Here is a 21,990-nt window from a genome sequence, read left to right as displayed (position 1 = left end):
CTCGGGCAGGTCTCCCGAAACTTCAAGGAGATGAGGTTCATGTCTAAATATGCAGTGGCAAATCAATGGGGCGGTAGTTCGGCACCGTGGCATCCGGGTGGAACCTGGGTGCTGGGCGGGCGGGACAACCAGCAAGTCGTCGCCATCGAGATCAAGTCGGGCGATGGCGGCAAAAGCTTCACCGGCACCATGACTTACGCCGGCGAAGGCCCGATTGGCTTCAAGGCGCAGCGCACCGGTCAAAATCAATACAACGTCGAGAACCAGTGGGGTGGCAATGATGCCCCATGGCATCCGGGCGGCAAGTGGGTGATCGGTGGCCGGGACAATCAGAACGTTGTCGCGTTGAGCGTCACTTCCAGCGATGGAGGGAAAAACCTCAGTGGCACCAATACCTACGCCAACGAAGGGCCGATCGGCTTCCGTGGGCAGATAGAGTAACGGCGCCTCCCAGGTCGTGTCCGCCCCTTCACAGACGTGTGAAAGGGCGGATCAGCCGGCTCAGGCCGTCGGCAGGGCCAGGGCCTGGCCCATTTGCACTGGCGAACCCGCCACTAGTTCTTCAGCCCATTTCACTTGATCCGGGCCAAACAGCACGATCGCCGTCGAACCCAGTTTGAAGCGCCCCAGTTCCGCACCTTTTTCCAGATGAATCGGCGCACGGGCGGCTTCGTCGTAGCGGAAGGTTTTCAGTTCGCGCTTCGGTGGGGTGACCAGACCGGCCCACACGGTTTCGATCGAAGCGACGATCATCGCGCCGACCAGCACCACGGCCATCGGCCCGCGTTCGGTGTCGAAAATGCATGCTACACGCTCGTTGCGGGCGAACAGCTCCGGAACGTTTTCCGCAGTGGTCTGGTTGACCGAGAAGATCCGGCCCGGGATGTAGACCATCTCGCGCAGGGTGCCGGCCAGCGGCATGTGCACGCGGTGATAATCCTTCGGCGACAGGTAAATGGTGGCGAAGTCGCCGCCCATGAACGGCGCGGCATTCGCCGTGTCACCGCCCAGCAGTTCCAGCACGCTGAAGCTGTGGCCCTTGGCCTGGAACACCCGACCGTGTTCGATCGGGCCGAGCTGGCTGACCGCACCGTCGGCCGGGCTGAGGATCGCGCCCGGAGTCTGGTCCAGTGGCCGCGCGCCGTCTTTCAGGGCTCGGGTGAAGAAGGCGTTGAAGTGCTCGTAGGCGGTCAGGTCTTCGACCAGTGCTTGCGACATGTCCACCTGATAACGCTTGGCGAACCACTGGGTGAAGGCATTCTTGAACCAGCGCACGCGGCACTCGGCGACGCAGCCGGCCAGGCGCGACAGCAGGTGATGAGGCAGCAGGTACTGGCTGAGGATAAACAGACGCTCTTTCATTAGTTGTCCTTAGAACCTTGAATCTCGACAGGCGTATCAGGGTGGTTGCCCCATTCGCCCCAGGAACCGGCGTAGCCCTTGACCCGCGGATAACCGAGGGACTTGGCCACCAGATAAGTGAAGCCCGACCGGTGATGGGTCTGGCAGTGGGTAATGATTTCTTTGTCCTTGGTGATCCCGAGGTCTTCGAGGATCTGCGGCATGTCCGTGCGAATCCGCAGCTGACGCGCCTTGTCCATGCCGGCGGTCCACTCGAAGTTCACCGCGCCGGGGATGTGTCCACCCTTGGCGGCCAGCACTTTCTCACCGGAATATTCCAGCGGCCCGCGTGCGTCCCAGATCGCCAGATCGGCGGCGCCGAGACGGCTTTGCAGGTATTCGCGGGTTGCCGTCGGCTCGTCATGCAGGGTCAGCGCCACCGGCCCACCCACCGCAGGCGGAACCTGGATCGACATCGGCATGCCCGCTTCCAGCCACGCCGGCAGACCGCCGTCGAGGTAGTGGTATTTGTCGTGACCGATCACGTCGAGCAGCCAGATGAAACGCCCGGCCCAGCCACCGCCCTCGTCGTCATAGGCCACGTAGACCGCGTCTGGACGATGGCCCAACTCACCGAACAACGCTTCCAGATCCGCTTTGGCCGGCAGCAGCCCCGGCGCCGGCGGCTGGCCGAGCTGGGAGCGCTTGGGGTCGACAAAACGTGCGCCGGGCAGATGGCCCTCGGTATAGCGGGCGGCACTGGTCAGGTCCACCAGAATCAGTTCGCTGGCATCCAGCCGAGGGAGCAGGTCGCTCGGTTCGATGACGAGCGGCAAGCCAGAGAAGTCAGACATGTGAGGTCTCCAGAGCACAAAGGGGGGGATTGTAGCGCAGCCTCATCGGCCACGGCTGCTAAAGCTGTGCAGGGCCTTTTCGATGCACTGCGCGGTTTTGCCGAAAGCCTGCACGCTGATGTCGGCGAACGGCCCACCGCCCTGGTCGGCGACGACGATCATGATCACCCGGCCGTTATTGACCAGCGAACGCAGGAACAGATGCTCGCCACGGAACAGCGCACGCAGGCCCGGCGGCAACAATGCGGAAAATTGTGCGTTGTTCTCGGGGTTGATCCGCACCTGTGCCTGTTGTGCGAGCAGGCGCTGCAAGACTTTGCTCTGACTGACGACAAAATTCAGCGCGGCGGCTTCCTTCGGCAAACCGAAGGTCTGGTTCACCCGCAGATTCGATTGCGTGCGGTCGGCCATCAGAATCATCACCCGGCGCATGCCGCTGGCGACCAGCGCATCACGGGCGGCGACGGTCAGGCTCATGGCATTGGTGAAGCGACTTGGCTCGGCCAGCAGTTCGGCGCATTGCCGGCGCCATTGAGTCAGATCCTCGGCATTCGGCGCCGCCGCCGGCAGCATCCCGGCCGGCAAGCGATGGGTGCCCCATGGCCATAATAATGAAACGGCCGGGTGCCACAGATCGGGCATGGCATGCTGGCGCGCACTGTTGGCGGCTTGCTGGTGCAACTGCTGCTGCACTTCGTCCATCGAGATTTGCAGATAAAGGCTGGTCAGGTACTGCCAGCGCTCGCTGTGCGGACTGTCCCAGGCCTGTTGCGCCGACAGCGCCAGGCCGTTGGCCAGCAACACGGTGTTGGCCGGTTGATTGAGCCAGCGGCGCAGGGTCGGATCGTCGTCGAGGCGATTCTGCTGGCGCAGCGGATGCTCGCTGTCGCGGGCGATGCGCAGGACTTTCACCAGTTCGCGCTGTTCGCTGAGCAGCAGTTTATAGCCTTGCTGCACCCAGATCGGCAGGTGCCAGACTTGTACCAGCGCTTCGGCGATCTTCAGCAGGCGCACGCCAAACAGTTGCTTCTCGACCGTGCGCGCCGATTCGCCCTTGTGGATAACCCGCAGCTCCCACTCTTCGAGCAATTCGGGAAACGTCAGCGCCAGCGGCCATAACGGCGAAAGAAACAACAGGCTGCCCCAGTGGATGTCCTGCCACAGGCGCGCCAGGCGACTGGCAAAAAAACCGTTGGCCTGTTGTGTCGCGTGCTGGCTGATCATCTGCAGTTGGCGCAAGGCCTTGGGGATCTGCATCTGCGGTTCGACGGGCAGACGTGCGAGCAATTCTTCGGTACGCGCCAGGCCCAGACGGTTGATCGCCACCTCGAGATTTTCCGCCGGAGCGGCCATGGTGCCGTGGGTGTGACGATTTGCCTCACGGATGATGCTCAAGGCCAGCGCCGGACTGTCCTGCATCAGGTCGGCGATATCGCGCAACGAGCTGCGGTTGTCGCGGATCGCCCGGCAAACCTTGTCGTGCGCCTCTTGCGGCACGGGCAGGCGCACGCCATCGAGCAGTTTGACCCAGCCCTCGAGCGTGGTCGGTTTTGCGTGTGGGACGTTCGTTTCATTAGCCATGTCTGGACGAGATCTTCACTGACTGTAGACGCGCCCGGCATGGGCTAAATTGGCTTTTCGCCTGAACTGGCTATAGTCTGGCGCAGTTTTGCCGATAAGTAGAAGAAGAGATTTTTTAACTTCCGAATATGACCTTGAACCCGACTTAAATAAGTACTTTCTACCTATGGCTAAAATTATCGGCATCATCGTCGTATTCGCGAGCGTGCTCGGCGGATACGTGCTCTCCCACGGCAAAATTGCCGCCCTGATCCAGCCCTTCGAGGTGATGATCATCGGTGGTGCGGCCCTCGGTGCATTCCTCCAGGCCAACCCCGGTTACATGACGATGCACGTGCTCAAGAAATCCCTGAGCATGTTCAGTTCGCGCTTCAGCCACACGTTCTATCTGGAAGTGCTCGGCCTGATTTACGAGATCCTCAACAAGAGCCGCCGCGAAGGCATGATGGCCATCGAAGGCGACATCGAAGACGCTGCCGCGAGCCCGATCTTCGCCAAGTACCCGGCCGTGCTCAAAGACGAACGCATGACCGCGTTCATCTGCGACTACCTGCGCATCATGTCCTCCGGCAACATGGCTCCGCATGAGCTGGAAGGCCTGTTCGACATGGAACTCTACAGCCTCAAGGAAGACCTCGAGCACCCGTCCCATGCGGTGAACGGCATCGCCGACGCCATGCCCGGTTTCGGTATCGTCGCGGCGGTACTGGGTATCGTGGTGACCATGGCGTCGCTGGGTGAAGGCGATCAGAAATCCATCGGTCTGCACGTGGGTGCGGCACTGGTCGGTACCTTCTTCGGTATTCTCGCGGCCTACGGCTTCTTCGGGCCGTTGGCGCATTCCCTGGCGCACGATGCCAAGGAAGAACTGAACGTCTACGAAGCCATCAAGGCCTCGCTGGTGGCGTCGGCTTCCGGCATGCCGCCATCGCTGGCCGTGGAGTTCGGGCGCAAGGTTCTGTACCCGGCGCACCGTCCAAGCTTTGCCGAGCTGGAACAAGCCGTTCGCGGTCGCTAAGCCATGGAAAATAATCAGCCGATAATCATCAAGCGCGTCAAGCGCATAGCCGGTGGGCACCACGGCGGGGCGTGGAAAATCGCCTTCGCCGACTTCGCCACGGCGATGATGGCGTTCTTCCTGGTGTTGTGGCTGCTGTCCACCGCAACGCCTGAGCAAAAGATCGCCATCGCCGGTTACTTCAAGGACCCGGTCGGCTTCTCCGAAAGTGGCACGCCGTACATCATTGATCTGGGCGGCACGCCGACCCTGGCGCCGGAAAACACCCTCAACCCTGAGGTGAAGTCGCAGCCGCAACCGGACAAGGTCACGGTCGACACCGAGCAGGTCGAAGGCATGGCCGAGCAGGTCGAGAAAGAACGCCTGGAGCTGTTGCTGCAAGAACTGCAGAACAAGGTCGACGAGAACCCGCAGCTGCAGAAGTTCAAGGATCAGATCCTGTTCGAGATCACCCCGAACGGCTTGCGCATTCAGATCATGGACGCGGAAAACCGGCCGATGTTCGACTCGGGCTCCGCGCGTCTGAAGCCGTACTTCGAAGACATCCTGCTGGCCATGGCCGACACCATCAAAGCGGTGCCGAACAAGATCAGCATCAGCGGCCACACCGACGCCAAGCCGTACATCGGCACCGGCGATTTCGGCAACTGGGAGCTCTCGGCCAACCGTGCCAACGCTGCACGGCGTGCGCTGGTGGCCGGGAGCTATCCGGATTCGCAGGTGGCGCGGGTTGTCGGTTATGCCTCGTCGGCGCTGTTCGACAAGGAAAACCCGTTCAATCCGGTCAACCGCCGCATCGACATCGTGGTCCTGACCAAAAAGGCCCAGGCCGCCATCGAAGGTTCGCAAGGTGCCGACGCGGCCAAGCCAGCCGCCGAAGGTCAGAACGGCGCCGCTCCGGCGACGCCGGTCGATCCGAACGCGCTGCCGGCGGATCAGCAACCGGTGCCGGCGCACGAGTTGCGCGAACGCTTGAACCTGTTCGACGACGCCGCACCGAAACCGGCAGTGCCGGGGACTGCGGCGCCAGCGCCAACAGCTCCGCCAGCCGCTGCACCGGCCCCTGCGCCGAAGCAGTGAGCGACAAAAAAGCCGACAGTGATGTCGGCTTTTTTGTGGCTGTCGATTGGCCTCAGAAACCGCGCCGAATCCGGTTCTTCAGTTGTTCATGGAAAAGATCGGCGTTGCGCTTATAGGTGCCGCTGAAGGATTCGTTGCTCGAATCCAGCGTCATCGAGCGCTTGCTCGATACTTCTTCACGATAGGCATCGATGAAGAAATTCAGATCACTGGCCGTGCTCAGCTTCGGCCACTTGTCCAGATACTCCGGCAGCTTTGCCGGCCCGGTGCGGAACGAGCAGATCCGGCGGTTGCTGATCGTCGCTTCGCCGATTTCGAACGGCACCCACCACGACAACGCGGTTTTCTCCGAAACCACTGCCAGCAGGTGCGTGCATTCGGTGATGTTGCGGGTGATCACCCCGGTGATGTCGTCGGTGGTCTGCGACTCCGGGTCGAGTACGTCGAGGTAAGTCTTGATGTTGGCCTGCATCAATTGCGCATTGATCGCCATGGCTTGCGGACGATCGATGTGGCGGTAGCTGATGAATACGGGCATCAGAAGTGTCCTTTGAGGGCGAGTTCACGGTAATAGGCGCCGAGCGCCGTGAGGCGGCAGCCAGTGGAGTGAATGGCGGCGTAGTACATGTGTTCGGCGTCGACCGGTTCGATCAGGCTGTGGCGATTGCACATTTGCAGTTGCTTGAAAATGTCGCCGTGCTCGGGGTCGAACAGCGCTTCGGTGGGCTCGTAGCTGGGATCGAGTCTGAAAACGAAGCTCGGCTCCGGGAACCAGTCCTTGAGTTTGCGCAGGGTTTCCTCGGCAATCAGCGGCGCGACCTCGCGCAGCGGTACGAACTGCGAGACATTGGTCTTGAATACCGGACGCTGTTCCCAGGCGCCCAGCGCATTGTCGACAAATGAGTAAACGCTACCGGGGGTGACCTTGCCGAGTACGTTGGCAGCGCCACCGTGCAGCGCTTGCAGCAACAGATCCGTGAATACGCCATGACCGCGACTTTCCAGGGCGTACTGTTCTTTTTTGCAGGCCGTGAGAATGGTCACGCCTTCGCCGATCACACTGCTGCCGCCACGCAGATTGCGCATGGCGCCTGCTGCGCCGGCCTGGCAGCAATCGAGAATGATGATTTTGTTCTTGATGTGCGGGGCCTTGTCCGCCCATTCCAGAATGTCGCTGATGCGGATCCCGTCTCCGCCAGGCTGATAGTCCTGGGGAATCAGGAGTCCTTCGTCGATGCTGGTGTCAAACTGACCATGGCCGGCGAAGTACAGCAGTGCCACGTCACAATCGCCTGAGAACAGGCTCTGGATCTGCTGTTTCATGTGGCTGAGCGTGAGTTTTTCTTCGGCTGAAGTCAGCACTTTGCTGCTGAAGTTCGGTCGCCCGTTGGCATGACGCTCCAGCACCGACGCCATGGCCATGGCGTCGTTGTTACAGCCGCTCAAGGGCGAGACGTGGTCGTAGTGGTTGATGCCGATAAACAGTCCCTTGCGCATGGTTACACCGCCGTGTGCTGACGGATCGCACCAATGATGCTGTTGGTGTTCCACGCGCACTCGGCGTGCGCCGCCTCACGCACGACGCTGGAAATACGCTCGGCGCCGAACGGCTTGATCGCGATGATCACTTTGCCCATGCGCTTGGCGATCTCGATTTCCTTGTTGATCCACTTGCTGTAAGTCGAATACATCCCGGCCATGATCAGCACCGCCGAGCACGGGCGAATCTTGTTCTCGATGGCTTCTTCGAGTTGCTTGTCGGTCTGCGCGCCCATGATCGGGTTGTGCGGCGGCACGGAAAAATTCTTGAAACTGAAATCCGGTCTGGCGCCGAGCAGGCGTACCAGATTGTCGTGAGCGTGGGCGTAGTTCCACGAATGGCTGATGAACAGGTGATAGGTTTGCATGGGGTTCCTCGAAGGTCGCGAAGGTGCGAAGGAGGACCCCAATCTAGGCATCTGACGCGAGCCTACAAGGGCTGGGCGGTGAAAGAGAAATGTCCTGCAAACAGGTGCGAACGAGTCTGTCAGAAGAGTCTGACGTTTAACGGAATCGAGGATTTGTCAGGCGCGGTCCCACATCCGGCAGCCCTCGGACGAGGGGCTGCCGGTGCAGCTGTTTAGTAGCCGTTTTCCGGCAGGCTGGCGATGATCGAGCGGTAGCTGTTCATCCGCTGCTGCTGCACGCGGCCGTCTTCCAGGGCCTTGAGCAGTGCGCAACCCGGTTCGCGATCGTGCTTGCAGTCGCGGAAGCGGCAAGTGCCGAGCAGGTCGTTGAACTCGATGAAACCGGCTTCGACGTCGGCGCGGCTGACGTGGCCCAGACCGAACTCACGGATACCCGGGGAGTCGATCAACTCGCCGCCGCCCGGGAAGTGGAACAGGCGTGCGGTGGTCGTGGTGTGCGTGCCCTGACCGGACAGCTCCGACAACGGGCCGACGCGGGTTTCGACTTCCGGCAGCAGGCTGTTGACCAGCGACGACTTGCCGACGCCGGACTGGCCGACGAACACGCTGATGCGCCCGTCGAGCTGCTTCTGCAACTGTTCCATGCCATTGCCGTGATGCGCCGAGACTTCCAGCACCGGATAACCCAGCGTGCGGTACACCGCCAGCAGGGCGTTGAGTGCCGGGGCGTTCTGCTCGTCGATCAGGTCGAACTTGTTCAGCAACAGCAACGGGCGGATGCCGGCGTGTTCGGCGGCGACCAGGTAGCGGTCGATCAGGTTGGCATGCGGCTCGGGCAGCGGTGCGAAGACGATGACGATCATGTCGACGTTGGCGGCGACCGGCTTGAGCTGGCCACGGCTGTCCGGGCGGCAGAGCTCGGTGTTGCGCGGCAGTTGCGCGACGATCACCCCTATGCCCTGGTTGCCGGCGCGCCAGACCACCCGATCACCGGTTACCAGCGCCGGCAGGTTGGCGCGCAGGTGGCAACGGAAAACCTGGCCGGCCTGTTCACCGTCCACGGCCTCGACCTCGACCTGCACACCGAAGTGGGCGATCACCAGGCCGTGTTGCTCTGGGCCGAGGTCGCCGCCCTCGAGGGCTTCGACCGCCGAGGACTCGCGTTTGGCGGCGCGGGCGGCGCGCTCGCCCTGAATCTTTTCGATGCGCCAGTTTTGACGACGATTGAGTTGGCGTTTGGCCATGGGTGTTCCGTCTGAAGAATGCAGCGATTAGGTAAAACGGCCGCGAGTTTAGCACGCCCGGGCACCGGCCTAGGCTAAACTGCGCAGCATTGCCTAGGAGCCCGAATATGCAAAACCCGCAGAACCTGATCTGGATCGACCTGGAAATGACCGGTCTGGATCCGGAAAACGACGTCATCATCGAAATGGCCACCATCGTCACCGACAGTGACCTGAACACCCTGGCCGAAGGCCCGGTGATCGCCATTCACCACAGTGACGAAGTGCTCGCCCGCATGGACGAGTGGAACACCCGCACCCACGGCAACTCGGGCCTGACCCAGCGCGTGCGTGACAGCCGTATCAGCATGGCCGAGGCCGAGGCCGAAACCATCGCTTTCCTCGAGAAATGGGTACCGAAGGGCAAGTCGCCGATCTGCGGCAACAGCATCTGCCAGGATCGTCGCTTCCTTTATACCCACATGAAGGCACTGGAAAGCTACTTTCACTACCGCAACCTCGACGTGTCGACACTCAAAGAGCTGGCCGCACGCTGGGCACCGGACGTGCGCGACAGCTTCAAGAAGGGCAGCACTCACCTGGCGCTGGACGACATCCGCGAGTCGATCGCCGAGCTGCAGCACTACCGCAAGCATTTCATCAAGTTCTGATTGAGGGGTGTCTGCCCTGACGTCTTCGCGAGCAAGCCCGCTCCCACAATTTGGAATGCGTCCCCCCTGTGGGAGCGGGCTTGCTCGCGAAGAGGGCGTCAGAGTCCCGTAAGATTCAAGTCAGAAATGCATCCCGGAGCGCGCCCCCTTCTGGTGCGGCGCTGAAATGGCTAGACTGCGCGCCTTCCTGCCAGGACCGCCGCCATGTTGCTGATGCTCTATCTGATCGCCATTACCGCTGAAGCCATGACCGGCGCGCTGTCTGCCGGGCGGCGCGGCATGGACTGGTTCGGGGTGGTGTTGATCGCCTGCGTCACGGCATTGGGCGGCGGTTCGGTGCGCGATGTGTTGCTTGGGCATTATCCGCTGACGTGGGTCAAACACCCGGAATACCTGGTGCTGACCTCAGCCGCCGCGATGCTCACCGTGTTCACCGCGCGCTGGATGCGCCACCTGCGTTCGCTGTTTCTGGTGCTCGATGCGGTTGGCCTGGTGGCGTTCACCCTGATCGGCTGCATGACCGCTCTGGAAATGGGCCACGGCATGCTGGTGGCCTCGGTCAGCGGTGTGATCACCGGCGTCTTCGGCGGCATCCTGCGCGACATCTTCTGCAACGACATCCCGCTGATCTTCCGCCGCGAACTGTACGCCAGCGTCTCGTTCGCCGCCGCGTGGTGCTACATGCTCTGCCTGTACCTGAATGTGCCGAGCGAACAGGCGATTCTGATCACCTTGTTCGGCGGCTTTCTGCTGCGGTTGCTGGCCATCCGTTTCCACTGGGAAATGCCCAAGTTCGTCTACAACGACGAGCATTAATACATTTCTCTGTAGGAGCTGCCGCAGGCTGCGATCCTTTGATCTTGTCTTTTAAAAATCAAAGTCAAAAGATCGCAGCCTGCGGCAGCTCCTACAATTGACCGTGCTGTTTCAGCGCCCACTCGACGTGTTCACGTACCAGCTCTGACGGGTAGTCGCGGCGCGCCTTCAAGGCTTCCAGCACCGGAATGCTCGACGGCGCGTTGCCCAAGCCGACCGCCAGATTGCGCAGCCAGCGCTCGTAACCGGCGCGGCGCAGCGGCGAGCCTTCGGTGCTGCTGAGAAATTTATCCTCGTCCCACATGAACAGTTCCGCCAGTTCGGCGTTGTCCAGGTTGTGCCGGGGCTTGAAATCGCTTTCCCCGGATGGCTTGGCGAAGCGGTTCCACGGGCAGACGATCTGGCAGTCGTCGCAGCCGAACACGCGGTTGCCGATCAGCGGGCGCAGGTCTTCGGGGATGGCGTTTTTCAGTTCGATGGTCAGGTAGGAGATGCAGCGCCGGGCGTCCAGCACATAGGGGCCGACGAAGGCGTTGGTCGGGCAGATGTCCAGGCACGCGGTGCAGCGCCCGCAATGTTCGCTGCTGTGCGGTTCGTCCACCGGCAGCGGCAGATCGACAAACAGTTCGCTCAAGAAGAAATAACTGCCGGCCTTTCGGTTCAGTACCAAAGTGTTTTTGCCGATCCAGCCCAGCCCGGCCTGCTCGGCGATGGCTTTTTCCAGCACCGGGGCGCTGTCGACGAAGGCGCGAAAACCGAACGGGCCGATCTCCGACTGAATCCTGTCAGCCAATTGCTGCACACGTTTACGGATCAATTTGTGGTAATCGCGGCCCAAGGCATAACGCGAAACGTAGGCTTTCTCCGGTTGCGCGAGCATTTGCGCCATTTGCGTGTCGCCGGGCAGGTAGTCCATGCGCAGCGAAACCACGCGTAACGTACCCGGAACCAGTTGCTCCGGATGCGAGCGTTTACTGCCGTGGGCGCCCATGTAATCCATTTCGCCGTGGTAGCCGGCGGCGAGCCAGCGCTCCAGGTGCTGCTCATGCTCGGCCAGGTCCAGACCGCTGATGCCGACTTGCTGGAAGCCCAGCTCGCGGCCCCAATCCTTGATCGATTGGGCGAGGGCGGGCAGATCTGTGGTGATGGCGGACATGAGGCGAGAGAAACCGGAGCTGAGGTGCGTATAATTCTGCCAGACATCGGAGCCCGAAGACGCATGCCGCACACGAAAGATGAATTACCCGACGCGCTGTATGGCGCTGCACAGGTGCGAGCACTCGATGCGCGGCTGATCGCTGCGGGCACGCCGGGCTTCGAATTGATGCAGCGCGCCGCGCACGCGACCTGGCGTGCATTGGTGCGGCAATGGCCGTCGGCGAGCGAAATGACTGTGCTTGCCGGGCATGGCAACAACGCCGGTGATGGTTTTCTGATCGCCGCGCTGGCGCACCGGGCCGGGTGGGCGGTGCGGGTGCTGGCCGTCGGTGATCCGCAACGTTTGCAGGGCGATGCAGCACAGGCTTATGCGCAGGCCATCAACGATGGCGTCGCCGTGCAGGGTTGGACCGCGCAAAGCGAGCTGCGCGGGGTGATTGTCGATGCCTTGCTCGGCACTGGGCTGGCCGGCGATGTCCGTGAACCGTATGCCGCTGCAATCAAGGCGATCAATGCCAGTGGCCTGCCGGTGGTGGCGGTGGATATTCCTTCCGGACTGTGTGCCGATACCGGACATGTCCTCGGCATTGCGGTTCACGCTGACCTTACCGTGACTTTCATCGGCTTGAAGCTCGGCCTGTTCACCGGGGATGCGGCGGATCAGGTCGGGGCGTTGGTGTTTAACGATCTGCAAGCCGCCGCCGACATCTACCGTGACATTCCTGTCAGCGCTCTGCGTCTCTCGGCGGCTAATCTTCCACGATTGGCCCCGCGTGCGCCCGCTGCACACAAAGGGCGCTTCGGGCATTTGCTGCTGATCGGTGGCGATCAGGGTTTTGGCGGGGCGATTCTGCTCAGTAGCGAAACGGCCTTGCGCAGCGGCGCGGGCATGGTGTCGCTGGCGACCCGTCCGGAGCATGTCCCGGCAGCGCTGACGCGAATCCCGGAAGTCATGGCCCTCGGCACGTCGTCGGCCAATCAGTTGATGGGGCTGCTGGAAAAGGTTTCGGTGGTGGTTGGTCCGGGACTCGGACAGGCGAGTTGGGGGCGGGCACTGTTGTCCGCTGCCGCCAATGCGCCGCTGCCACAGGTTTGGGACGCCGACGCATTGAATCTGCTGGCGAGCGGATTTGTCAGTCTGCCCAAGGAATGCGTGATCACCCCGCATCCGGGCGAGGCGGCGCGCCTGTTAGGGATCAGCACTGCCGAGGTGCAGGCAGATCGTCCGGCCGCCGCGCGGGCGTTGAGCAAAAAATACTCGGCCGTCGTCGTGCTCAAAGGCGCCGGCAGCCTGATCGCCCACCCCGATGGGCGTCTGGCGCTGTGTCATCAAGGCCATCCGGCCATGGCCACCGCCGGCCTGGGCGACGTACTCGCCGGCTTGACTGGCGCGTTGTTGGCCCAAGGCATGGATGGCTTCGATGCCGCGTGCCTGGCCGTCTGGCTGCACGCCAATGCCGGCGCGCAACAAGGTAAATTCGGCCGTGGACTGGCGGCCAGTGATCTGATTCCAGTCATTCGTCAGTTGTTGGAGGAGCATGCACCGTGTCTGAAGTAACCCTGTACCTGGCCGATGAACAGGCCATGAGCGACTTTGGCGCACGGATCGCCCGCATTACCCAGGGCCACGGCCTGATTTTCCTGGAAGGCAATCTGGGCATGGGTAAAACCACCCTGTCGCGGGGCATCATTCGTGGGTTGGGGCATGTCGGCGCGGTAAAAAGTCCGACCTTCACCTTGGTCGAACCCTACGAGATCGGCGACGTGCGTGCCTTCCACTTCGACCTGTATCGCCTGGTCGATCCGGAGGAGCTGGAGTTTCTCGGCATCCGCGACTATTTCGAAGACGACGCACTGTGCCTGATCGAGTGGCCCGATAAAGGTGCAGGCTTTTTGCCAAAGCCTGACCTGACCATTACCATTAGCCCGCAAGACAGCGGGCGTTCGCTGAAAATTTTATCCCAGGGCTCGCGTGGCGAGGCCTGGTGTGCCGCTTTGGCATTGGAATCCAATTAAATGATGGGGTTAGGTATGCGCTTTCGCGCGTTGGTGGCTGCCGTTGGACTGATGTTGATGGCAGTAACCGTCAACGCTGTGGCCGAGACAAAGGTCAACAGCGTGCGCCTGTGGCGGGCGCCGGACAACACGCGACTGGTCTTCGACCTGAGTGGCCCGGTGCAGCACAGCGTCTTCACCCTGACCGCACCGGATCGGCTGGTGATCGACATCAATGGCGCCACCCTGGGGGCGCCGTTAAAGGTCTCGACTGCTAACACGCCGATCACCGCGATGCGCTCGGCCCAGCGCACGCCGACCGATCTGCGAGTGGTCATCGACCTGAAAAAAGCCGTCACCCCGAAAAGTTTCTCGCTGGCGCCGAACGCGCAATATGGCAACCGTCTGGTGGTCGACCTGTTCGACAACCCGGCCGATGCCGCGCCGCCGCCTGCGCCAACGCCATCGGTCGCCACCGTGCCGGCAGTGCCGGTGACACCGTCTGAACCGGCGATCAAGTTGCCACCGGCCCCGGCTGGCAAGCGCGACATCATTGTGGTGATCGACGCCGGTCACGGCGGCGAAGACCCGGGTGCGTCCGGCTCGCGCGGCCAGCGTGAGAAAGACGTGGTGCTGCAGATCGCCCGCGAGCTGCAGCGTCAGGTCAACGGCATGAAAGGTTTCCGCGCCGAACTGACCCGTACCGGCGACTACTTCATCCCGTTGCGCGGCCGCACCGAAATTGCCCGCAAGAAGGGCGCCGACCTGTTCGTTTCGATCCACGCCGACGCTGCGCCGTCTGCGGCAGCCTTCGGTGCCTCGGTGTTTGCCCTGTCTGATCGCGGCGCGACATCGGAAACCGCCCGTTGGCTGGCCGACAGCGAAAACCGTTCCGACCTGATCGGTGGTGCCGGCAACGTCAGCCTCGACGACAAGGACCGCATGCTCGCCGGCGTACTGCTTGACCTGTCGATGACCGCATCGCTGACTTCCAGCCTCAACGTCGGCCAGAAAGTCCTGACCAACATCGGTCGCGTGACTCCGTTGCACAAGCAGCGCGTGGAGCAGGCCGGGTTCATGGTGTTGAAGTCGCCGGACATCCCGTCGATCCTCGTCGAAACCGGATTCATCTCCAACGCCAACGAAGCGAACAAGCTCTCGGCTTCAAGCCACCAGCAGGCGCTGGCGCGTTCGATCAGCAGCGGCGTGCGCCAGTTCTTCCAGCAGAATCCGCCACCGGGCACCTACATTGCCTGGCTGCGTGACTCCGGCAAGATCGCCCAAGGCCCGCGCGATCACCGCGTGAGCCCGGGCGAGACGCTGGCGATGATCGCCGTGCGTTATCAGGTGTCCCCCGCGACGCTGCGCAGTGCCAACAATCTAAGTAGCGATGAGCTGAAGATCGGCCAGCACCTGACCATTCCCGGCACCGAACTGGCGTCCAAAGAATGAATCAGGTGTTGAACGCCGCACGCATCGAACTGCTCAGCCCGCGGCTGGCGAACCAGATCGCCGCCGGCGAGGTGGTCGAGCGCCCGGCTTCGGTGATCAAGGAGTTGCTGGAAAACAGTCTCGACTCCGGTGCCAAGCGCATCGATGTCGATGTCGAGCAGGGCGGCGTCAAGCTGCTGCGGGTGCGTGACGATGGCAGCGGCATTTCCGCCGACGACCTGCCGCTGGCGCTGGCCCGTCACGCCACCAGCAAGATTCGCAATCTCGAAGATCTGGAGCAGGTGATGAGCCTGGGCTTCCGTGGTGAGGCACTGGCGTCGATCAGCTCCGTGGCGCGCCTGACCCTGACCTCGCGCACCCGCGATGCTGATCAGGCCTGGCAGGTCGAAACCGAAGGTCGCGACATGGCGCCTCGGGTGCAGCCGGCGGCGCATCCGGTCGGTACCTCGGTGGAAGTGCGCGACCTGTTTTTCAATACGCCGGCGCGGCGCAAGTTTCTCAAGACCGAAAAAACCGAATTCGATCACCTGCAAGAAGTGATCAAGCGTCTGGCGCTGGCGCGTTTCGACGTGGCCTTCCATCTGCGCCACAACGGCAAGACCATCCTCAGCCTGCACGAGGCCCACGATGATGCAGCCCGCGCCCGGCGTGTGGCGGCGATCTGTGGTTCGGGGTTCCTCGAGCAGGCGCTGCCGATCGAGATCGAGCGCAATGGCCTGCATCTGTGGGGCTGGGTCGGGTTGCCGACCTTCAACCGCAGCCAGGCGGACTTGCAGTATTTCTTCGTAAACGGTCGTGCGGTGCGCGACAAGCTGGTGGCCCACGCGGTGCGTCAGGCTTATCGCGATGTGCTGTTCAACGGTCGTCATCCGACCTTCGCGCTGTTTTTCGAAGTCGATCCGGCGGCGGTGGACGTCAACGTGCACCCGACCAAGCACGAAGTGCGCTTCCGTGACGGGCGCATGGTGCATGACTTCCTTTATGGCACGTTGCACCGCGCCTTGGGTGATGTGCGTCCGGAAGATCAGCTAGCCGGCTCTGTCACCACCGCTGTGGTGCGTCCAAGCGGCATCGAGGCCGGCGAGTTCGGCCCGCAGGGCGAAATGCGTCTGGCGGCCAACGCGCTGCTGGAACAGCCGCAGGCGCAACCGGCGTTCAATACTTCGTCGGGCGCCAGCGCTGGTGGCGCTTATCAGTATCAGTACACGCCGCGTCCGCAGTCGGCTGTGCCGGCCGCCGAGGCACAAGCTGCTTACCGCGAGTTCTTCGCACCGTTACCGGAAGCGAATGCCAACGCGCTGCCAGCCGGCCAGGAAGACATTCCGCCGCTCGGTTACGCGCTGGCGCAGCTCAAGGGCATCTACATTCTCTCCGAGAATGCTCAGGGTTTGGTGCTGGTGGACATGCATGCCGCGCACGAGCGGATCATGTACGAACGCCTGAAAATCGCCATGGCCAGCGAAGGCCTCAGCGGCCAGCCGCTGCTGGTGCCGGAGTCGCTGGCGGTCAGTCAGCGTGAAGCCGATTGCGCCGAAGAACACGCCGCATGGTTCCAGCGTCTGGGTTTCGAGCTGCAGCGTCTGGGCCCGGAAACATTGGCGATCCGCCAGATTCCGGCGCTGCTCAAGCAGGCGGAGGCCAATCGGCTGGTGGGTGACGTGCTGTCGGACCTGATGGAATACGGCACCAGCGACCGGATTCAGGCACACCTGAACGAACTGCTCGGGACCATGGCCTGCCACGGCGCGATCCGCGCCAACCGGCGCTTGGCCCTGCCGGAAATGAACGGCCTGCTGCGCGACATGGAAAACACCGAGCGCAGTGGACAATGCAACCATGGCCGACCGACCTGGACCCAGCTGGGCCTGGACGATCTGGACAAACTGTTCCTGCGCGGTCGTTGATGAGCCAGCTTCCTCCAGCGATTTTCCTGATGGGCCCGACCGCTGCGGGCAAGACCGACCTGGCCATCGAGCTGACCAAGGTGCTGCCGTGCGAGCTGATCAGCGTCGACTCGGCGCTGGTCTATCGCGGCATGGACATCGGCACCGCCAAGCCATCGAAAGAACTGCTGGCCGAGTTTCCGCACCGGTTGATCGACATTCTTGATCCGGCCGAGGCCTATTCGGCTGCGGATTTCCGCCGCGATGCCCTGCAAGCCATGGCTGAAATCACCGCACGCGGGAAAATTCCGCTGCTGGTCGGCGGCACCATGCTCTATTACAAGGCGTTGGTTGATGGCTTGGCGGACATGCCGGCGGCGGATCCCGAAGTCCGTGCGCAGATCGAGGAAGAGGCTGCACGCCTTGGCTGGCAAGCCTTGCATGATCAACTGGCGAGCATCGATCCGGTATCGGCGGCACGCATTCATCCGAACGATCCGCAGCGCCTGAGTCGGGCGCTGGAGGTTTATCGGGTCAGCGGTCAGAGCATGACTGCCCTGCGTCAGCAACAATCTGCGCAAAGTACTGAAGCAGCCGCTTCGGGACGGCAACAATTGCCCTATACTGTCGCGAACTTGGCCATTGCTCCGGCAAATCGCCAGGTACTGCATGAGCGCATTAAACAAAGATTCACAAATATGCTGGAACAGGGGTTCATCGACGAGGTCGTAGCCCTGCGTAAAAGAAGTGACCTGCATTCCGGGTTGCCGTCTATACGTGCGGTAGGCTACCGCCAAGTCTGGGACTACCTGGATGGCAAGCTGTCGTTAGCTGAAATGCAGGAACGCGGCATCATTGCCACGCGTCAATTGGCCAAGCGCCAGTTCACCTGGCTGCGCAGCTGGGAAGAACTGCACTGGCTGGACAGTCTTGATTGCGACAATCTGCCACGCGCCTTGAAATACCTTGGGACCATCTCCATATTGAGCTGAGTCCTTGCAATTGCCGTCTATCCTTGGGGGTGTGGCGGCCAAAGCCATCTGAATTACCTATTTTTATTATTGAATCCTTAAAGGAGTGCGGCACATGTCAAAAGGGCATTCGCTACAAGACCCTTACTTGAATACTTTACGTAAAGAGAAAGTTGGGGTTTCCATCTACCTGGTCAACGGTATCAAACTGCAAGGCACGATCGAGTCGTTCGACCAGTTCGTTATCCTGCTGAAAAACACCGTCAGCCAGATGGTTTACAAACACGCTATCTCGACAGTCGTGCCAGTACGTCCAATTCGTCTGCCTAGCGCAACCGAATCCGATGCGGGTGACGCTGAGCCAGGTAACGCCTGATAGGAGTCTCCTTTGTTCTTTGAGCGCCACGGTGGTGGTGAGCGAGTCATCCTCGTTCACTTGGAAGGTCAGGACCCTGAGGCGCGCGAAGATCCGCAGGAGTTTCAGGAATTGGCTAATTCGGCGGGCGCCGAGACCGTTGCGTTTTTTAACGTACCGCGTCATCGGCCAACCGCCAAATTCCTGATTGGCAGCGGCAAGGTCGAGGAATTACGCGACCTGGTCCATGCCGAAAAGGCCGATCTGGTGATTTTCAATCACATTCTCACGCCCAGTCAGGAACGTAACCTCGAACGTGTTTTCGAGTGTCGCGTGATCGACCGTACCGGCCTGATTCTCGATATCTTCGCTCAGCGCGCCCGTACCCATGAAGGCAAGCTCCAGGTAGAACTGGCCCAGCTTGATCACATGAGCACCCGCCTGGTTCGCGGCTGGACTCACCTTGAGCGTCAGGGTGGCGGTATCGGCATGCGTGGCCCGGGTGAAACCCAGCTCGAAACCGACCGGCGTCTGCTGCGGGTTCGTCTGCGTCAGATCAAGGGTCGTCTGGAAAAAGTGCGCAGCCAGCGCGAGCAATCGCGTCGCGGCCGTTCCCGTGCGGATATCCCTACCGTGTCTCTGGTGGGCTATACCAACGCCGGCAAATCCACGCTGTTCAATAACGTGACCAAATCCGAGGTGTACGCGGCCGACCAGTTGTTCGCCACCCTCGACCCGACCCTGCGCCGTCTGGAACTGGACGACCTGGGGCCGATCGTTCTGGCTGACACGGTAGGGTTCATTCGGCACTTGCCGCACAAGCTGGTCGAGGCATTTCGGTCTACGCTCGAAGAGTCGAGCAATTCCGACCTGCTGTTGCACGTGATCGATGCGGCCGAACCGGATCGCATGTTGCAGATCGAGCAGGTGATGGTGGTACTGGGCGAGATCGGAGCCCAGGACTTGCCGATCCTCGAGGTATACAACAAACTCGATTTGCTTGAAGGCGTTGAGCCACAGATCCAGCGCGATGCCGATGGCAAACCGCAGCGGGTCTGGCTGTCGGCGCGCGATGGCACGGGGCTGGAATTGCTTGAGCAAGCCATTGCCGAGTTGCTGGGCAGTGATTTGTTTGTGGGGACATTGCGCTTGCCGCAACGGTTCGCTCGACTGCGTGCGCAGTTCTTCGAACTCGGTGCGGTACAGAAAGAAGAGCATGACGAAGAAGGCATCTGCCTGCTGGCCGTTCGTTTGCCCCGGGTCGAGTTGAATCGACTGGTAAGCCGCGAAGGATTGCAGCCGATGGAATTCATCGAGCAACACACTTTGCAATAAAAGCCTGGCAAAGCGGTTGTGCCGCAACGGCAGGCATTCTGTAGCATTGGTCGGCGCGCCGTGGGTGCGTCTTTGCTTTATCAGATGGAGAGCGCTATGGCTTGGAATGAGCCGGGTGGCAACTCGAATAATCAGGATCCTTGGGGTGGCAAGCGCCGCAATAACGGCGACCGCAAGGGGCCACCGGATCTCGACGAGGCCTTCCGAAAGCTGCAGGAAAGCCTGAACGGGTTGTTCGGTGGTGGTAAGAAACGCGGTGGTGATGACGGCGGTGGTTCGGGCAGGAGTGGTGGCGGCTTCGGCGGTCTGCTCGGCATCGGCCTCGTGGTGCTGGCGGCTGTCTGGCTGTACAGCGCGGTCTATGTGGTCGACGAGCAGGAGCAAGCCGTGGTGCTGCGCTTCGGCAAGTACTACGAGACCGTCGGCCCCGGCCTGAACATCTACTTCCCGCCGATCGACAAGAAGTACATGGAAAACGTCACGCGTGAGCGTGCCTACACCAAGCAGGGCCAGATGCTGACTGAAGACGAGAACATCGTCGAAGTGCCGCTGACCGTGCAGTACAAGATCAGCAACCTGCAGGACTTCGTGCTGAACGTCGATCAGCCGGAAATCAGTCTGCAGCATGCGACCGACAGCGCCCTGCGCCACGTGGTGGGTTCGACCGCCATGGATCAGGTGCTGACCGAAGGTCGTGAATTGATGGCCAGCGAAATCAAGGAGCGTCTGCAACGTTTCCTCGATACCTATCGCACCGGTATCACCGTCACCCAGGTCAACGTACAGAGCGCAGCGGCACCGCGTGAAGTGCAGGAAGCCTTCGACGACGTGATCCGCGCCCGTGAAGACGAGCAGCGTTCGCGCAACCAGGCGGAAACCTACGCCAACGGCGTCGTGCCGGAAGCCCGTGGTCAGGCCCAGCGTATCCTCGAGGATGCCAACGGTTACCGCGACGAAACGGTTTCGCGCGCCAAGGGTGAGGCGGATCGCTTTACCAAACTGGTCGCCGAGTATCGCAAGGCCCCTGAAGTCACCCGCCAGCGTCTGTACCTGGACACCATGCAGGAAGTCTTCAGCAATACCAGCAAGGTACTCGTGACCGGCAACAAGAACGGCCAGAGCAACCTGCTTTACCTGCCGTTGGACAAAATGATCCAGAACAGTTCGGGCAGCAATGCACCGGTTACCGGTTCGGCTGCCGCCAGCAACAACACGGACGTCGCGCCGCATGTCACTGACCTGCCGCAGACACGTACAAGGGAGACCCGCTGATGAGCAATAAATCGCTGATCGCCCTGATCGTTGGCGTTGTCGTGGTGCTGGTGGGCTGGAACTGCTTCTATATCGTGGCTCAGACCGAGCGCGCGGTGCTGCTGCAATTCGGTCGTGTGGTTCAGGCCGATGTCCAGCCGGGCCTGCATGTGAAAGTGCCTTACGTTAACCAGGTGCGTAAATTCGACGCACGTCTGATGACGCTGGATGCACCGACACAGCGCTTCCTGACCCTGGAAAAGAAAGCCGTGATGGTCGATGCCTACGCCAAGTGGCGCGTGAAAGATGCCGAGCGCTTCTACACCGCGACTTCCGGCCTCAAGCAGATCGCCGACGAGCGTCTGTCCCGTCGTCTGGAATCCGGTCTGCGTGACCAGTTCGGCAAGCGCACCCTGCACGAAGTGGTGTCGGGTGAGCGTGATGCGCTGATGGCTGACATAACCGCGTCGCTGAACAAGATGGCGGAAAAAGAGCTGGGTATCGAAGTCGTCGATGTCCGGGTCAAGGCCATCGATCTGCCGAAAGAAGTGAACCGCAGCGTGTTCGAACGTATGAGCACCGAGCGTGAGCGTGAAGCTCGCGAGCACCGCGCCAAGGGTAACGAGCTGGCCGAAGGCATCCGTGCCGACGCCGATCGTCAACGCCGCGTGCTGCTGGCTGAAGCCTATCGTGAGTCCGAAGAGATTCGCGGTGATGGCGATGCCCAGGCCGCTGCGATCTACTCCAAGGCCTACGGCCAGGATCAGGAGTTCTACGGTTTCTACCGTAGCCTGCGTGCCTACCGTGAAAGCTTCGCGAACAAATCCGACGTCATGGTTCTCGACCCAAGCAGCGACTTCTTCCGTTACCTGGAAAAGTCCAAGCCTTGATACGACGTTGACCTGAATCATTCCGCCCGGCGGCTAAAACCTCGGGCGGGGTGATCCTTTGGGAAAACGTGTGTATGATGCGGCAGCCGGGAAATTCCCGGCTTTTTTGCGTCTGCACGTTTGATTGCTGTTTTTTGTTGCAGGCATCGGGTTGAATGGCCCGAGCGTTTTTCGAGGAAAGTGATGGGCGAAGCCGGTAACAGGCCTTT

General features: G+C 61.4%; 22 protein-coding genes. 14 read left to right on the top strand and 8 right to left on the bottom strand.

Annotated elements, in window-relative coordinates:
- Window positions 1-39: 39 nt before the first annotated feature.
- Window positions 40-441 carry a hypothetical protein gene (locus KCG87_RS04600; protein WP_027611401.1) on the top strand — a complete coding sequence of 134 codons (402 nt, stop codon included), beginning with the start codon at window positions 40-42 and terminating at the stop codon, window positions 439-441.
- Window positions 442-501: 60 nt separating this feature from the next.
- On the opposite strand, the gene asd is transcribed toward KCG87_RS04600, so the two are convergent.
- Genes asd through KCG87_RS04585 form a run of 3 tightly spaced genes read right to left on the bottom strand, consistent with a single transcriptional unit; the run spans window position 502 to window position 3,776 of the window.
- Window positions 502-1,362: an archaetidylserine decarboxylase gene (gene asd, locus KCG87_RS04595; RefSeq protein WP_027611402.1), complete on the bottom strand. Its 861-nt coding sequence runs from the start codon at window positions 1,360-1,362 to the stop codon at window positions 502-504.
- Window positions 1,362-2,195 carry a rhodanese-like domain-containing protein gene (rhdA, locus tag KCG87_RS04590; protein ID WP_210556708.1) on the bottom strand — a complete coding sequence of 278 codons (834 nt, stop codon included), beginning with the start codon at window positions 2,193-2,195 and terminating at the stop codon, window positions 1,362-1,364. The genes asd and rhdA overlap by 1 nt, the downstream gene beginning before the upstream one ends.
- Before the next feature lie 42 nt (window positions 2,196-2,237).
- A complete protein-coding gene (locus tag KCG87_RS04585; protein WP_098966923.1) occupies window positions 2,238-3,776 on the bottom strand; it encodes an HDOD domain-containing protein in 1,539 nt (512 codons plus the stop codon).
- 166 nt (window positions 3,777-3,942) lie between these two features.
- On the opposite strand from KCG87_RS04585, the gene motA reads away from it, so the two are divergent.
- Complete coding sequence (gene motA, locus KCG87_RS04580) at window positions 3,943-4,794, top strand: flagellar motor stator protein MotA (protein ID WP_007952169.1); 852 nt, start codon at window positions 3,943-3,945, stop codon at window positions 4,792-4,794.
- A gap of 3 nt (window positions 4,795-4,797) precedes the next feature.
- Window positions 4,798-5,874 carry a flagellar motor protein MotB gene (motB, locus tag KCG87_RS04575; RefSeq protein WP_098966924.1) on the top strand — a complete coding sequence of 359 codons (1,077 nt, stop codon included), beginning with the start codon at window positions 4,798-4,800 and terminating at the stop codon, window positions 5,872-5,874.
- A 52-nt stretch (window positions 5,875-5,926) separates the two neighbouring features.
- Here motB and KCG87_RS04570 read toward each other — a convergent pair whose 3' ends face one another.
- The 4 genes from KCG87_RS04570 to rsgA form a co-directional block, all read right to left on the bottom strand.
- Window positions 5,927-6,412: a toll/interleukin-1 receptor domain-containing protein gene (locus tag KCG87_RS04570; RefSeq protein ID WP_134785300.1), complete on the bottom strand. Its 486-nt coding sequence runs from the start codon at window positions 6,410-6,412 to the stop codon at window positions 5,927-5,929.
- On the bottom strand, window positions 6,412-7,371 hold the full coding sequence (locus tag KCG87_RS04565) for a caspase family protein (RefSeq protein ID WP_098966926.1): 960 nt from the start codon (window positions 7,369-7,371) through the stop codon (window positions 6,412-6,414). Before KCG87_RS04565 ends, KCG87_RS04570 begins: the two co-directional genes overlap by 1 nt.
- Window positions 7,372-7,373: 2 nt before the next feature.
- Entirely contained in the window at window positions 7,374-7,781 is a 408-nt protein-coding gene (locus KCG87_RS04560; RefSeq protein WP_027611408.1) for a TIR domain-containing protein, read from the bottom strand.
- A 212-nt stretch (window positions 7,782-7,993) separates the two neighbouring features.
- On the bottom strand, window positions 7,994-9,025 hold the full coding sequence (rsgA, locus tag KCG87_RS04555; RefSeq protein WP_095138114.1) for a small ribosomal subunit biogenesis GTPase RsgA: 1,032 nt from the start codon (window positions 9,023-9,025) through the stop codon (window positions 7,994-7,996).
- Window positions 9,026-9,132: 107 nt separating this feature from the next.
- Here rsgA and orn point away from each other — a divergent pair, with 107 nt between their 5' ends.
- Together orn and KCG87_RS04545 are read left to right on the top strand one after the other, a co-directional pair.
- Window positions 9,133-9,675, top strand: coding sequence for an oligoribonuclease (orn, locus tag KCG87_RS04550; protein ID WP_003221098.1), 543 nt, complete (start codon window positions 9,133-9,135; stop codon window positions 9,673-9,675).
- 204 nt (window positions 9,676-9,879) lie between these two features.
- Window positions 9,880-10,491, top strand: a complete 612-nt coding sequence (locus KCG87_RS04545; protein WP_047290974.1) for a trimeric intracellular cation channel family protein — start codon at window positions 9,880-9,882, stop codon at window positions 10,489-10,491.
- 91 nt (window positions 10,492-10,582) lie between these two features.
- On the opposite strand, the gene queG is transcribed toward KCG87_RS04545, so the two are convergent.
- Window positions 10,583-11,647, bottom strand: coding sequence for a tRNA epoxyqueuosine(34) reductase QueG (gene queG, locus KCG87_RS04540; protein ID WP_098966929.1), 1,065 nt, complete (start codon window positions 11,645-11,647; stop codon window positions 10,583-10,585).
- Between the two features lie 63 nt (window positions 11,648-11,710).
- On the opposite strand from queG, the gene KCG87_RS04535 reads away from it, so the two are divergent.
- The 9 genes from KCG87_RS04535 to hflC all read left to right on the top strand — a co-directional run bounded on the left by KCG87_RS04535 (window position 11,711) and on the right by hflC (window position 21,781).
- Window positions 11,711-13,207 carry an NAD(P)H-hydrate dehydratase gene (locus KCG87_RS04535; RefSeq protein ID WP_210556701.1) on the top strand — a complete coding sequence of 499 codons (1,497 nt, stop codon included), beginning with the start codon at window positions 11,711-11,713 and terminating at the stop codon, window positions 13,205-13,207.
- Window positions 13,195-13,665, top strand: a complete 471-nt coding sequence (gene tsaE, locus KCG87_RS04530; protein ID WP_098966932.1) for a tRNA (adenosine(37)-N6)-threonylcarbamoyltransferase complex ATPase subunit type 1 TsaE — start codon at window positions 13,195-13,197, stop codon at window positions 13,663-13,665. Before KCG87_RS04535 ends, tsaE begins: the two co-directional genes overlap by 13 nt.
- Window positions 13,666-13,668: 3 nt before the next feature.
- On the top strand, window positions 13,669-15,096 hold the full coding sequence (locus KCG87_RS04525) for an N-acetylmuramoyl-L-alanine amidase (protein ID WP_202370087.1): 1,428 nt from the start codon (window positions 13,669-13,671) through the stop codon (window positions 15,094-15,096).
- A gap of 5 nt (window positions 15,097-15,101) precedes the next feature.
- On the top strand, window positions 15,102-17,000 hold the full coding sequence (gene mutL / locus KCG87_RS04520; protein WP_210556954.1) for a DNA mismatch repair endonuclease MutL: 1,899 nt from the start codon (window positions 15,102-15,104) through the stop codon (window positions 16,998-17,000).
- The gene (gene miaA, locus KCG87_RS04515; protein WP_096794765.1) at window positions 17,000-17,971 is read left to right on the top strand and encodes a tRNA (adenosine(37)-N6)-dimethylallyltransferase MiaA; all 972 of its coding nucleotides are present in this window, start codon (window positions 17,000-17,002) and stop codon (window positions 17,969-17,971) included. The genes mutL and miaA overlap by 1 nt, the downstream gene beginning before the upstream one ends.
- 94 nt (window positions 17,972-18,065) lie before the next feature.
- On the top strand, window positions 18,066-18,326 hold the full coding sequence (gene hfq / locus KCG87_RS04510) for an RNA chaperone Hfq (protein WP_003221112.1): 261 nt from the start codon (window positions 18,066-18,068) through the stop codon (window positions 18,324-18,326).
- 12 nt (window positions 18,327-18,338) lie between these two features.
- Window positions 18,339-19,640, top strand: coding sequence for a ribosome rescue GTPase HflX (gene hflX, locus KCG87_RS04505; protein WP_003221114.1), 1,302 nt, complete (start codon window positions 18,339-18,341; stop codon window positions 19,638-19,640).
- Window positions 19,641-19,736: 96 nt separating this feature from the next.
- Window positions 19,737-20,912: an FtsH protease activity modulator HflK gene (gene hflK / locus KCG87_RS04500; protein ID WP_007967435.1), complete on the top strand. Its 1,176-nt coding sequence runs from the start codon at window positions 19,737-19,739 to the stop codon at window positions 20,910-20,912.
- Window positions 20,912-21,781 carry a protease modulator HflC gene (gene hflC, locus KCG87_RS04495; protein WP_027611416.1) on the top strand — a complete coding sequence of 290 codons (870 nt, stop codon included), beginning with the start codon at window positions 20,912-20,914 and terminating at the stop codon, window positions 21,779-21,781. Before hflK ends, hflC begins: the two co-directional genes overlap by 1 nt.
- Window positions 21,782-21,990: the final 209 nt, after the last annotated feature.

It is taken from the genome of Pseudomonas sp. MWU347, assembly GCF_017947305.1.
GTDB lineage: Bacteria > Pseudomonadota > Gammaproteobacteria > Pseudomonadales > Pseudomonadaceae > Aquipseudomonas > Aquipseudomonas putida_A.
Note: the sequence above shows the minus strand (reverse complement) of the source record. Positions and strands in the feature narration are given on the sequence as shown.

What these genes read in the sequence shown, in the direction of transcription:
- KCG87_RS04600 (WP_027611401.1), top strand. Translation starts at nt 40, where the DNA reads ATGTCTAAATATGCAGTGGCAAATCAATGGGGCGGTAGTTCGGCACCG.
- asd (WP_027611402.1), bottom strand. Translation starts at nt 1,362, where the DNA reads ATGAAAGAGCGTCTGTTTATCCTCAGCCAGTACCTGCTGCCTCATCAC.
- rhdA (WP_210556708.1), bottom strand. Translation starts at nt 2,195, where the DNA reads ATGTCTGACTTCTCTGGCTTGCCGCTCGTCATCGAACCGAGCGACCTG.
- KCG87_RS04585 (WP_098966923.1), bottom strand. Translation starts at nt 3,776, where the DNA reads ATGGCTAATGAAACGAACGTCCCACACGCAAAACCGACCACGCTCGAG.
- motA (WP_007952169.1), top strand. Translation starts at nt 3,943, where the DNA reads ATGGCTAAAATTATCGGCATCATCGTCGTATTCGCGAGCGTGCTCGGC.
- motB (WP_098966924.1), top strand. Translation starts at nt 4,798, where the DNA reads ATGGAAAATAATCAGCCGATAATCATCAAGCGCGTCAAGCGCATAGCC.
- KCG87_RS04570 (WP_134785300.1), bottom strand. Translation starts at nt 6,412, where the DNA reads ATGCCCGTATTCATCAGCTACCGCCACATCGATCGTCCGCAAGCCATG.
- KCG87_RS04565 (WP_098966926.1), bottom strand. Translation starts at nt 7,371, where the DNA reads ATGCGCAAGGGACTGTTTATCGGCATCAACCACTACGACCACGTCTCG.
- KCG87_RS04560 (WP_027611408.1), bottom strand. Translation starts at nt 7,781, where the DNA reads ATGCAAACCTATCACCTGTTCATCAGCCATTCGTGGAACTACGCCCAC.
- rsgA (WP_095138114.1), bottom strand. Translation starts at nt 9,025, where the DNA reads ATGGCCAAACGCCAACTCAATCGTCGTCAAAACTGGCGCATCGAAAAG.
- orn (WP_003221098.1), top strand. Translation starts at nt 9,133, where the DNA reads ATGCAAAACCCGCAGAACCTGATCTGGATCGACCTGGAAATGACCGGT.
- KCG87_RS04545 (WP_047290974.1), top strand. Translation starts at nt 9,880, where the DNA reads ATGTTGCTGATGCTCTATCTGATCGCCATTACCGCTGAAGCCATGACC.
- queG (WP_098966929.1), bottom strand. Translation starts at nt 11,647, where the DNA reads ATGTCCGCCATCACCACAGATCTGCCCGCCCTCGCCCAATCGATCAAG.
- KCG87_RS04535 (WP_210556701.1), top strand. Translation starts at nt 11,711, where the DNA reads ATGCCGCACACGAAAGATGAATTACCCGACGCGCTGTATGGCGCTGCA.
- KCG87_RS04525 (WP_202370087.1), top strand. Translation starts at nt 13,669, where the DNA reads ATGGGGTTAGGTATGCGCTTTCGCGCGTTGGTGGCTGCCGTTGGACTG.
- miaA (WP_096794765.1), top strand. Translation starts at nt 17,000, where the DNA reads ATGAGCCAGCTTCCTCCAGCGATTTTCCTGATGGGCCCGACCGCTGCG.
- hfq (WP_003221112.1), top strand. Translation starts at nt 18,066, where the DNA reads ATGTCAAAAGGGCATTCGCTACAAGACCCTTACTTGAATACTTTACGT.
- hflK (WP_007967435.1), top strand. Translation starts at nt 19,737, where the DNA reads ATGGCTTGGAATGAGCCGGGTGGCAACTCGAATAATCAGGATCCTTGG.
- hflC (WP_027611416.1), top strand. Translation starts at nt 20,912, where the DNA reads ATGAGCAATAAATCGCTGATCGCCCTGATCGTTGGCGTTGTCGTGGTG.